The sequence below is a fragment of the Vibrio sp. AND4 genome, assembly GCF_000171815.1.
Classification (GTDB): domain Bacteria; phylum Pseudomonadota; class Gammaproteobacteria; order Enterobacterales; family Vibrionaceae; genus Vibrio.
In genome coordinates, this window is record NZ_ABGR01000001.1 from 72,079 (window position 1) to 84,224 (window position 12,146).

The following is a 12,146-nucleotide window of genomic DNA, read 5'->3' on the forward strand; positions in this document are numbered from 1 at the left end:
ATTCTAAAAATGACAAAATTGAATGCGCGCAGATGATCTTATCCTGTTCTCACAGGTCGTAGAATTGGGCAGCTTTAGTAGGGTGGCGGAAGAAAATAACCTTACAAATTCGGTAGTTAGTAAAAGAATTGCGCGACTAGAAGAAGAGATTGATGCTCAGCTGTTGTATCGAACAACACGTAGATTGACCCTAACTGAAGCGGGTAAAGCGCTTTTACATAGTGCTAAAAATGTGAAGCAAGCCACTCAAGAAGCGATGAGTGCCGTCTCTGGTTTTGGTGAGAATGTCAGCGGTCATATCAAAATGTCGGTACCCACTATCTCTGGTGATTTGATTTTGGCCAACGCGGTTGCCGAGTTTTGCAATATGCACCCTGGCTTGACCGTTGATATGTCATTAGATAATCGCTTTGTTGATTTGGTCGCTGGTGGTTTTGACTTGGTCATTCGCACTGGTTATCTGGAAGATTCGAGCTTGATTGCGAGACATATTTTGGATTCCCAATGGGTGGTGTGTGCTTCTCCTTCCTATATCGTTAAAAACGGTAAGTTGACGGAGCCCACTGATTTAATCAGTCACAATTGTCTGCAATATGCCTATCAAACCACAGGAGCAACCGACTGGCAGTTTAAAGGAAAAGACGGAGACTATATTGTCAAAGTATCGGGCAGTTTCTCTACAGACAACGCCACCGCATTAAGAAAAGCGGCGCTTGGTGGACATGGTATCGCCTATGTACCACGTTGTTTGGTTTACCATGATATTCGCAGCGGTGAATTGGTGGATATTTTCCCTGAGTTGGTTGGTAAAAAACTTGGTGTCTATGCCGTTTATCCATTTACTCGCCAACCACCAAACAAAGTAAAGCTTTTGATAGAGCATATCAGAGAGCAGTATCTCGCCATTTCGCATTACTTCTAGTGAGTCACTAAATAAGCGATTGCTAAATGAGAAAGATACATCACTCTGTTGGCTGAAATCTTAAACCTAAGCCCTGAATTAGTATTGATCTTAGAAGAGAGCAAAGCATTCACCTCAAATGGAGCTACACGGACGGTATGCATTACCCAAAAATTTGTAATAAAAAAATGCCGCGAAATTCATCGCGGCATTTTTATGGTTGGGGGGAACTCAATTTAATTGTTAAGGTGACTAAGCCTAACATTGAACCAACCAATATCGGCGGCCAAACCGAATGGCAGCTATACCATTTTCGTAGATATGGTGGTAATACACCATACCCTAACTCTAGTTTATGAATATGAAATTGTTATGAATCTAGGCAGCATCATGTTGGTTTTCATTATTTTCAAGATCAAATGATGCCTCAATCAGTTTTCTTGTGTATTCGCTTTTTGGATGATGGAAGATCTCTTGCGCAGTACCTTGTTCCATTACCTCACCTTTTTGCATCACCAACACACGGTCGGACAGCGCTTTGACGACAGAGAGATCATGACTGATAAACAAGTAGCCGATGTTGTGTTTCTTCTGCAGATCTTTAAGCAGATCAATCACGGTTAGCTGAACAGAGCGATCCAGTGCCGAAGTCGGCTCATCAAGCAAGATAAAAGAAGGCTCAAGTATTAATGCCCGCGCAATGGCGATACGTTGGCGTTGACCACCAGAAAACTCGTGTGGATAACGGTTGATAGAAGCAGGATCAAGACGAACTTCTTGCAAAACATCACGTGCTTTTTGCATTCGTTCTGCTTTGCTCATTTGAGGTTGATGAACAGTCAGTCCCTCAGTAATAATCTCTCCAATAGTCATCCGTGGTGAAAGCGAGCCATATGGGTCTTGGAAAACCATTTGTACATCTTTTTTCAGCTCGAATCTTTGTTTGTCAGTAAGTTGCGCAAGATCTTGCCCTTTAAACTGAATGTTTCCGGTTGAAGGCAATAATCCAATCAAGGCGCGACCGAGCGTTGATTTACCCGAACCCGACTCTCCAACGATACCTAGGGTCTCGCCTTGTTTCAATGCTAAGGAGATGCCTTTTACTGCTTCGAAATACTGGTTTTTACCGGCAATAAAGTGTGACTTAGTGAGGAATTTAACACGAATGTCATCGGCTTTAAGCAGCTCGGTTGCTCCTTGTTGAATCGGCTCTTTACTGCCCTTTGGTATCGAATTTATCAGCATCTTAGTGTAGCTATGTTGTGGGTCCGAGAAGAGTGATTCAGTGATGCCTTCTTCTACTATTTTACCTTTACACATCACCAACACTCGGTCGGCAAAGTGTTTCACTACACCTAAATCGTGAGTGATAAACAGAATCGCCATGCCCATCTTAGCTTGGATCTCTTTGATTAGGTAAAGCACTTCTGCTTGAACAGTGACGTCGAGCGCTGTTGTTGGCTCGTCCGCAATCAGAATGTCTGGCTCGTTTATCAACGCCATGGCAATCATGATACGTTGTAACTGGCCCCCAGAGAATTCATGTGGGTACTTATCGTACGCTTGTTGAAGGTTTGGCAAGTGCACTAAATCAAAAAGCTCAAGCACCTTTTCTCTGGCTTGCCTCTTACTTACAGGGCGATGGCACATGATGGCTTCTGCCACTTGAATACCAACGCGCATGTATGGGTTAAGGGAGGTCATTGGTTCTTGGAAAATCATACCAATACGGTCACCACGGATGCTTTGCATTTGGCGCTCGGTTTTTTCTATGATGGACTCGCCTTCAAAAACGATAGAAGAATCGGTATGCAAAATCGCATTGTTTGGTAGCAGTTTCATCAGGGCATTGGTTGATACTGATTTTCCAGAGCCTGACTCGCCAACAATAGACAGAGTTTCACCAGCTTTGAGCTCAAAGCTAACATTCTTCACTGCGTCGACGATGCCATCATTTGTCGTAAAGCTGACAGACAGATTTTTCACCGCAAGAATGGTTTTTGAAGACATCACGTTTCCTTGTGTATCGTATTGTTATTACTTTACCTGCCTTTATGTGCTGGCAGAAACCTTTGCAGAATGCTATTTAGTTAAATCATTGCTGTTTAATTAAATTACAGTCGTCTAGCTATATAATTGTTACCTAGTTATATAAATGACGCGTCCCTGTATCTGCGGCAGTCATTGCCTGCAAATACAAGAATTGTTCATGAGCATGAGTCACATGGTTGAGTTCAATCATCCATTGAGCATTGCGCTGCGCAGAGCAAAAAGCGGCCATGTGCGCAAGTAAATCTTCACTTTGTTTACTTAGTAATTGGCTCACTTTACCGACCAAATCATGACTTTCTAGCTGTAAAAATTGCAGCAGTGCATACGATTGGTTGAGTGCAGAGAACGCCTCTTGTTGCATTCCGAGTTTATTAAGAATTTCAGATTGCGCAACGCTAGCATCGCGCAGACCGCTAATAAGACACACAAACTGGCACGGCTTTGTGTGGTTGTTTTCGAGTGCAGAGTGAATGTGACCAGGCAAATGACTAAGGACATCTTCATACAAGCGGTGAGCTTCTGGCCAATGGCCTTGTTCCATCAACTGTTCTGCTTTTAGATAACGCATCCAGCATTGCTCAACGTTCATTGTTAACCCCACAAAATTCGATTTCTCTCGAGTTTAAATGAAATTGATTATCAATTGCAAGTGCGGTTTGTTTTCATTATTAATGGTATGCAGCTGTTCGTAAAATGTCCAAACGAACCAGTGTGGAAGGTAAATCACTTAAATTTAAATAAATAATCTCTACACTGAGGTCAGGAAAAAAATTAAAAGGAGGCGAGTATGGCAGTACAAAGATTGGAAGCTAAACAACTGTATTCTGTAGCTGAGCTAGAGAATATGCCATGTAAGTCGACCAAGGAATTACCTCCGATTGACGAGATTGTAGGGCAAGAACGCGCGCAAAAAGCGGTTGAGTTCGCAATGTCAATCAAGGAGAAAGGGTATAACATTTATGCCATCGGGCAGAATGGTCTGGGTAAGCGCACTATGATTTTGCGCTACTTGAATCGTCACCAACATGATGTTGAACTGTTCGATTGGTGTTACGTAGCGAACTTCGAAGATACGCGCACACCAAAGGTACTTAAACTGCCTTGTGGCATCGGTAACAAACTTAGAGTTGATATCGAAAAGCTGATGGGTAAGTTACTTAATGCGTTACCTCTCGCTTTTGACAACGAAATGTACTATAGCCGTGCTGATCGCCTTAAAAATCAATTGGCTAACAAGCAACAGTCAGAATTGGATATCATCAGTAAAGAAGCCAAAGATAAGGGCATTAGCCTAACGATCACCGCTCAAGGTGATTACCAATTTGTTGCTATGAATGGTGAGGAGTTGCATACCGAAGAGTCTTTTGATGAGTTAAGCAAGAAAGAACAAGAATATTTCGGCAGTAGTATTGATGAGCTGGAAGTGAGCTTGCGTAATATGGTTCGTGAGTTAACCGAGTGGGAAGATTCATTTAGCGAGAAAATCAAAAAACTCAATGATGATGTTACGCTGGATGTGATCACTCATTTCATCAAGCAATTGAAAGTGGATTACGCTGAGTATTCAGAAATCAAAACCTACTTAACCGACTTACAAAAAGACATTGTCGAAAATGCAGAGATCTTCTTGGAGCAGAGTGGTGAGCAAGGTGAGATTGCTACTGCTTCTCTCGATAAGAAACTGCCACGTCGCTACAAAGTTAATGTGCTGGTAAACCGTAAAGACTGCGAGTTCCCAATCGTAGTAGAAGAGAACCCCAACTATCATTCACTGTTTGGTTCGATTGAAACTGCAACCTTCAAAGGCACGGTGTTTACTGATTTCTCCCTGATTCGTGCGGGCAGTTTACATAAGGCAAATGGTGGTGTGCTTTTGATGGACGCCCAAAAGGTATTGGAGCAGCCATATGTGTGGGATGGACTTAAACGGGCTTTACGTTCTCGTCAATTGAGTTTCACCTCGCTAGAGAAAGAAGTCACGCTGACAGGCGCAGTTTCACTCGATCCTGAGCCGATCCCACTGGATATCAAGATCATCCTATTTGGTGATTACCGCACTTACCAACTGCTGCAGCATTATGATCCGGAGTTCGGTGAGCTGTTCCGAGTGACGGCAGATTTCGAAGATGAAATGAAGCGTACGCCAGATTCGGAACTGCAATATGCACGTTTCATCTCCAGTGTCGTGAACGACAACAACATGCTGCACTGCGATAAGAAAGCCATCGCGCGCATCATAGAGTACAGCTCTCGCTTGTCAGGTGACCAAACTAAGCTTTCGTTACACTCTGCGAACATCGCAAATCTGTTGCGAGAGTCCAACTATGTGGCTCGTCAAGCTAACTCCAACATGATCCGTGTCGGGCATGTAGAGGAAGCGTTGAGCAATCAGGAAATGCGTGTAAGTCGTTTGCAAGACAGTGTGATGGAGACTTTCACTAATGGAACAACCCTCATTCATACCGATGGCTCGGCTGTCGGTCAGGTCAATGCGCTATCGGTGCTGAGTACCAGTGATCATATGTTTGGTGCGCCGAACCGAATTACTGCGACCACGTGTTACGGTGATGGTGAGGTGATTGATATTGAACGAAGTGTTGATCTTGGCGGCAGCATTCACTCAAAAGGCGTCATGATTTTGTCCGCTTACTTGTCGTCAGTGTTTGGTAAGACCGCACGTGTGCCACTTACAACCACAATTACTTTTGAGCAGTCTTACGGTGGAGTAGATGGTGATAGCGCCAGTATGGCTGAGTTCTGTGCTGTGGTGTCGGCATTTTCGAAACAGCCAAACCGTCAGGATATTGCAATCACAGGTTCAATGAACCAATTTGGGGAGTCGCAACCTATCGGTGGCGTGAACGAGAAGATCGAAGGCTTCTACGATGTGTGTGAAATCAAGGGGCGTCATGCTGGACAAGGAGTGATAATTCCGCGTTCAAACGTGCACAACCTCATGCTTCGTCCTGATATTGTAAAAGCGGTGGAGAAGGGGGACTTCCAAATCTGGGCGATCGACCACGTTACTGAGGCTGTCGAGCTATTCACAGGCAAGGCGGCAGGTGAAGCAACAGATGAAGGGACCTATCCAATTGACACCATTTTTGGTTTGGCACAGGCCAAGTTAAACGCGTTGAGAAAATAGTGCCTATTGATTTAAATATTAATAAAAAGACGCACAAGTCTTCATAACTTTTCATCTAGGCAGTACCCTGGCGCAATGCCAGGATATTGCCGATAAATTAATGAAATAGTTAGCTTTTCATTCTGGACAAAAATGTCATCTAACCCTAGTATTTGCCTTCCTGTCTATTCATCTGGGAATTCTCCCAACGCCAGGAAGCGACATTCAAATACCCGAGGTTACCCATGCAGCTATCACTGAAAAACTTGTCGGTACGAACGCAAGTATTGGTTCCAGTTCTATTTACCGCGGTCACTCTGTTTATCACATTGTGGATCACTCAAAATAACCTAGAGGCAGAGCAAGAGTTGGTTGCTTCTAACTCCGATTCTCTCGTGTTTTACAAAGACACGCTGGCTCAAATCGACGACCAAGTTTACCCGTTACGCATAAGCGCGGTTTACGCTATCTATGATAGTACTCGTCGTAATACTTTCCTTACGGAACTTAAATCTGGTGCAAAAACGATTGATTCTGATCTTGATCGAATCGATGCCCGCGGCGAGTTTGGTACAGAGGCGGATAAGGTACGTCAGAGTATCGATGCTTACATTGACTACTCTAAACGTGCTGTTGAATTCTTAAACCGCCATGATCGTGGTTTAGTGTCAGATAATGAATACACAAACTTTATTTCAGGTTACCGTCGTGTGGGTAACGAAATGGTTGCGACGATCAATTCTTTATCACAGCGTGTAAATGAGGTTGCGACACAAGCATCGGCAACCAGTGCGCGTCAGCAGGCTCGCGTGCAAAACAATGCCATGATTTCAGTGATTGCAGTATTTGCTTTCTCTCTGCTGGGAGCTTGGTTCTTGTCTGGCAAGATCGTGACACCAATTCAAAAGCTGCAAGAAGTGATGCGTAAACTGGCGGGTGGTGATCTGTGCGTGCGTGCGGATGTTGACGGTGACAACGAAATTTCTCAGTTAAGCAAAGATGTTAACGTAACAGCAACACAATTGCGTGATACGGTTGATCAACTTATGCGTATCAATGAAGAAGTGGCATCAGCCTCAGCAGAGCTTGCTACGGTAATGGCACAGGCAGAAGCAAACGCGCAACAAGAGTTGGCGGAAATCGAACAAGTCGCGTCGGCAGTTAATGAGTTAGCCAGTACAGCAAACAACGTGAGTGACAACGCGACATCAGCAGACGCAACAGCGCGCGAAGCTGATGGCCTCGCGCAATCGGGTCTTGCCATCTTTGAAGAGAGTGCACAAGCGAGCGAGCAAATGTCTCAAGCGCTTAATGATGCTGCAAAAGTTGTCCTGCGCCTGAGAGATCAGTCTGTGCAAATCAATGATGTTATCGAAGTGATTCGTGGCGTATCTGAGCAAACGAACCTGCTTGCGCTAAATGCAGCAATTGAAGCTGCGCGTGCAGGTGAATCTGGTCGTGGTTTCGCGGTTGTTGCGGATGAAGTTCGTATGCTGGCAGCGCGCGCACAAGACTCAACGCAAGAAATCTCGTCCATCATCGAAGAGCTTCAAGAGCAGTCAGGCTTAGCGAACGACAGCATGCAAGTTAGCTTAGAGATGCTTAACCGCAACAATGAGCTGACCAAACAAGCCAATGATGCGTTGGTTGGTATCACTGAATCTGTGGTGAATATCAACGATTCAAATACGCAAGTCGCGGCAGCGGCGGAAGAGCAGTCTCAAGTAACACAGGATATTAATCGCAATGTCGTTAACATGTCTGAGCTTGTGAACAAAAATGTGGCGGGTATTAGCCAAAGTGCGAGCGCAAGTACTGAGCTTTCTCATCTCGCTGAGAAACAAAAAGAGCAGTTGAGCTTCTTTAAGCTTTAAGCGCTATTTAAAAAGTGACAAGCACTGAGCCTAACGCTCAAGCAATGTGCGTAAACTGATATAACAACTATCCCTGAGCTTCTGGCTTGGGGATTTTTTATATGGGAAAGCGAGTGTTGAGCTAATTAACAGTAATTAAAACAGTGATTTAATCGAAGTTATACGTGACTAGTGTCACGTTTATGCACATTTTGTTTCATTTTTTAACGTCAATAATTTTTTGACACACACACAATTTTGCATCTATTCGGCAATTTGATGGTTTTGGTGTGTTCATATCGTCAATTTCTATGGTGTTTTGTTCAGTTAAGGCTGTCTATTCAACTTGTTGCGCTGGAGGCCGCAGCTGATATCATCCCGCCAGTTTCTTGTTGGGACAGAAGTTTCTGTTTTCTAATGAGAAAATAATGACAAAACAAAGATATGGAAAACTATAAATGAAAATGAAAACTTTAGCTGCAGCAGTGGCACTATTAGCGTCTGGATCTCAGGTTGTCGCTTCTGAACTGTACAACCAAGACGGCACTTCACTAGAAATGGGTGGTCGCGCTGAAGCTCGTCTATCTATGATGGATGGCAAAGCAGAAGACGCATCTCGTGTGCGCCTTAACTTCCTAGGCAAGCAGGAAATCAGCGACAGCCTATACGGCGTTGGTTTCTGGGAAGGTGAATTCCGCACAAACGAAAATGGTGCGGTTGATGAAGATATTTATGGACAAAGCAATAGCGTACTTGATACTCGTTACGCTTACGCAGGTCTTGGTGGCAAGTACGGTGAAATCACTTACGGTAAAAACGACGGTGCACTAGGCGTTATCACTGACTTCACTGATATCATGGCTTACCACGGCAACAGCGCAGCATACAAACTGGCTGTCGCTGATCGCACTGATAACCTAGTTTCTTACTCTGGTCAGTTCGATCAACTAGCAGTAAGTGCAAGCTACCGTTTTGCTGATCGTACGCCAGGTGTGAACGGCTACGAAGACAACAAAGAAGATGGCTTCTCTCTATCAGCAATCTACGCATTTGCTGACACTGGTTTCGAAGTTGGTGCTGGTTACGCAGATCAAAACAAGAGCGATGAGTTCATGCTAGCGGCTGCTTATACAGTTGGTAACTTCTATGTTTCTGGTCTTTACACAGGCGGTGACAACCTAGGTCAACTTCCTGTCTCTGTTGATGTGGACTACAAAGGCTATGAACTAGCAGTGGCATACACAATGGATAAGACAGTATTCACTTCTACTTATAATAAAGCTGAAGAAAAGGCTTATAAAACTAGTGACGATATTGTTGAAAACCTAGCGATTGACGTCACTTACTACTTCAAGCCTAACTTCCGCGGCTACGCGTCATACAACTTTGATCTACTGGACACTCAAGGTACTGTAGACCAAGACGAGCTAGCACTAGGCCTACGCTACGACTTCTAAGTCAAAGATTTTTCTAAGATACTGCCTTATTCTTAGTAAAACCAAACCCCTTACTTTCTGGTAAGGGGTTTTCTTTATTCTGGGATGCCGTTGATATATGGCGGTGCGTGAGCGTCGATGTGTCGTAACTATCCTATTAACTTAAGTTTCGTGCCATCAAATTTTAGGTGACCTAATAGGTTCTTTGCATTGGCTTCACCAAAGTCATCAAACTTCACGCCATAACGCGCGTAATGCACCGATTTTTGCAGATTACAAATCTTCCCCTTTAATGGCGCGATGGTAAGATTATTACCTGGTATGGTAATATCGAGTGTTACTAGGTCGCCAACCTGCAGCGTTCTGCTCATCGGTGAAGTCACAAATCGACACCCACTTTTGGAGAGATCTCGAATTTCGCATTCTGCTCTGTATTGCTCGAACTGAAGACGTGAGCGAAGATTTACCTCATATCGCACTTCTTTTCTGAGTTGATATACCTGCATGGTATTGGGAAGGCTCAGCACTAACAACGGGTAGGGGGCGCCCAAACGATGTTTGAGCTGTGCACGAAAAGGAATAACGGCACCTTCACCACGGTGGGAGTAGGTTTTTACGTTGATCCAGAAGCCCTCTTGAAAGTAAAACTTCAAATCTTCATCGGAGATCTTTGGCAGCTCAATCAGCGCGGTACTGTCGGAATGGCAGCCAACAAATGTACTTTTAGTGGAGAACTTTATGCCTACAGGCGTGGTGACATTTAGGGTCACTTCACTGCCATGTTCCACCATTGCCATTGCATCTGTGCTGTTGAGTGTGTTTTGCTGACGTTTTGGCGTGTTTCTTTTTTGCGAAGATGTTCTCTTGTCTCCTGCGGTCGCCATTAAATTTATCATTATTATTGTCATGCCTTTTTTAGAAGGTGTTCACGTTATTATCTGTACGAGGTGACTCTCGATTTGTGGGGCATTCTAGGCAGTCGTATCTATATTTTCAACAAAGCTAAAGTGAAAAGTAGGGACTGGAGAGTGCAGTAAGTGGTAAAAACTAAATTTTCTACATTGATTTGGCGAGTCGTAATAAGTGTATAATAAGAGGGCTATATATAAGAATGGAGCCAATGATTAATCCACATTATCAAAGCATCGGCGATCAACTCGAACTTGGTTCGCTTGCATACACTGATGTCATTCAAACACTGTGGGGAGGTTATGGTGAGTTAGTCAGACTGACGTTCCCAGATCATTCAATTATCGTCAAACATGTTCAACTGCCCAAACCTTCTGAACATCCGCGAGGCTGGAACACCGATCGCTCACACCAACGCAAGCTCTATTCTTACCAAGTTGAGGTGATTTGGTATCAGTACTTTAGCCAACAAGTCGATGAACGGTGCAGGATTCCCCAAGGTCTGAAATGCTTTCACAATGAAAGTGAATGGCTGATTGTGATGGAAGATCTTGCCCAAGCGGGTTATCCAGACGTAGTTCGCGATGCCAATAAAGTGCAATTGAGAGCTTGTTTAACCTGGTTGGCCAACTTCCATGCTCGCTATATAGGCGTTACTCATGACGCACTGTGGCAAACTGGCACCTATTGGCATTTGGATACCAGACCCGATGAGTTAGCTGAGCTACAAGATCACCGACTTAAGAAAAATGCTGAGTTGATTGACCATGTTTTACATCAAGCTCAGTTTCAAACCTTGGTTCATGGTGATGCAAAACTCGCCAACTTTTGTTTTAACCAAGATGGCTCAGTCGCGGCAGCCGTTGACTTTCAATATGTCGGCCATGGCTGTGCGATGAGAGATGTTGTGTTGTTTATGAGCAGTGCGGTCAAGCCTAGCCAGTGTGCAGAAATGGAGCCCTGGGTACTGGATACTTACTTTGTTGCGTTATATGAGGCGTTGAAACATTATCAACCTGAACTAAACCCATACTTGGTTGAGCAAGAATGGCGACCTTTATTCGCTATCGCATGGTCAGATTTTCAGCGTTTTGTGAAAGGGTGGAGCCCAAGCCACTGGAAGATTAACCCCTACACAGAAGGGTTAACTCAGCGAGCACAAGATCACTTGGAAGCAATGTTTGAATAGAAAACAACAACCTTGATAATATTCCAGCCAATAGAAAATTACCTCCCTTTGCTCAGTAGAAAATAGACTTGGGAGGTGTCTTGTTGATAGCAGTTAGTTTTTCGGTTTTCGGATGCGAGCCATACAGTAGGTATTAATATACTCACCGTCTCGAAAACAGGCATCGATTAACTCGCCTTCGATTTCAAAACCATGTTTTTTGTATAAGCCGATCGCGGTCTCGTTATCAGCATTCACTTCAATTTGAATACGCCTTACGTTCAGCCAGTTGTCCGCAAGTTGAGTCACTGTGCTTATCAGCGCACTGCCAACCCCTAAACCGTGGTACTTATCATGAACACCAATACCAAATGAAGCGGTGTGCGAGGTTCTTGGACGTTGTGAGTGATGGAACCCAATGTTTCCTACTATCTTACCATCGACTTCTGCGACATAGCTGTACACGCCTGTTGGCATGTTAGACAATCTGTCTACCCACATGCTGAGAGACGGCTTAGGGAGTTGCAGGGTTTCACGTTGTGCTTTTGGTTGCGAATAAATGTCGACTAGCGCAGCCGCGTCTTCTACAGTGGTCGGACGAACGATTATTTCCATGCTTCTCTCCTTTGTCGTTTTTGTTAACTAAATTCAATCTAACCAGAGAAGGCCACTTTGAAAAGCATTTTTTTATCTTTTCTATATT

The 12,146-nt window shown here is 44.1% G+C and carries 9 protein-coding genes; 5 read left to right on the forward strand and 4 right to left on the reverse strand.

The features are described 5' to 3' along the window. Positions 1-22 precede the first annotated feature (22 nt). On the forward strand, positions 23-922 hold the full coding sequence (locus AND4_RS00320; protein ID WP_009840865.1) for a LysR family transcriptional regulator: 900 nt from the start codon (positions 23-25) through the stop codon (positions 920-922). A 357-nt stretch (positions 923-1,279) separates the two neighbouring features. On the opposite strand, the gene AND4_RS00325 is transcribed toward AND4_RS00320, so the two are convergent. Together AND4_RS00325 and AND4_RS00330 are read right to left on the reverse strand one after the other, a co-directional pair. Beyond that, positions 1,280-2,911 (reverse strand): ABC transporter ATP-binding protein, encoded by a 1,632-nt coding sequence (locus AND4_RS00325; RefSeq protein WP_009840866.1) that lies wholly within the window; start codon positions 2,909-2,911, stop codon positions 1,280-1,282. Positions 2,912-3,044: 133 nt separating this feature from the next. After that, positions 3,045-3,542 (reverse strand): hypothetical protein, encoded by a 498-nt coding sequence (locus tag AND4_RS00330; protein ID WP_009840867.1) that lies wholly within the window; start codon positions 3,540-3,542, stop codon positions 3,045-3,047. A 198-nt stretch (positions 3,543-3,740) separates the two neighbouring features. On the opposite strand from AND4_RS00330, the gene AND4_RS00335 reads away from it, so the two are divergent. From AND4_RS00335 to AND4_RS00345, 3 genes are all read left to right on the forward strand, one after another. Then, positions 3,741-6,098 carry an ATP-binding protein gene (locus AND4_RS00335; protein ID WP_009840868.1) on the forward strand — a complete coding sequence of 786 codons (2,358 nt, stop codon included), beginning with the start codon at positions 3,741-3,743 and terminating at the stop codon, positions 6,096-6,098. A 224-nt stretch (positions 6,099-6,322) separates the two neighbouring features. Beyond that, positions 6,323-7,951, forward strand: coding sequence for a methyl-accepting chemotaxis protein (locus AND4_RS00340; protein WP_009840869.1), 1,629 nt, complete (start codon positions 6,323-6,325; stop codon positions 7,949-7,951). A 437-nt stretch (positions 7,952-8,388) separates the two neighbouring features. Beyond that, entirely contained in the window at positions 8,389-9,387 is a 999-nt protein-coding gene (locus AND4_RS00345) for a porin (protein ID WP_009840870.1), read from the forward strand. Positions 9,388-9,515: 128 nt separating this feature from the next. Here AND4_RS00345 and AND4_RS00350 read toward each other — a convergent pair whose 3' ends face one another. Next, the gene (locus AND4_RS00350; protein ID WP_043991374.1) at positions 9,516-10,262 is read right to left on the reverse strand and encodes a flagellar brake protein; all 747 of its coding nucleotides are present in this window, start codon (positions 10,260-10,262) and stop codon (positions 9,516-9,518) included. 215 nt (positions 10,263-10,477) lie between these two features. Between AND4_RS00350 and AND4_RS00355 the strand changes: the two genes are divergently transcribed. Continuing rightward, positions 10,478-11,464 carry a phosphotransferase gene (locus AND4_RS00355; protein WP_009840872.1) on the forward strand — a complete coding sequence of 329 codons (987 nt, stop codon included), beginning with the start codon at positions 10,478-10,480 and terminating at the stop codon, positions 11,462-11,464. Positions 11,465-11,557: 93 nt separating this feature from the next. On the opposite strand, the gene AND4_RS00360 is transcribed toward AND4_RS00355, so the two are convergent. Further along, entirely contained in the window at positions 11,558-12,058 is a 501-nt protein-coding gene (locus AND4_RS00360; RefSeq protein WP_009840873.1) for a GNAT family N-acetyltransferase, read from the reverse strand. Between the last annotated feature and the right edge of the window lie 88 nt (positions 12,059-12,146).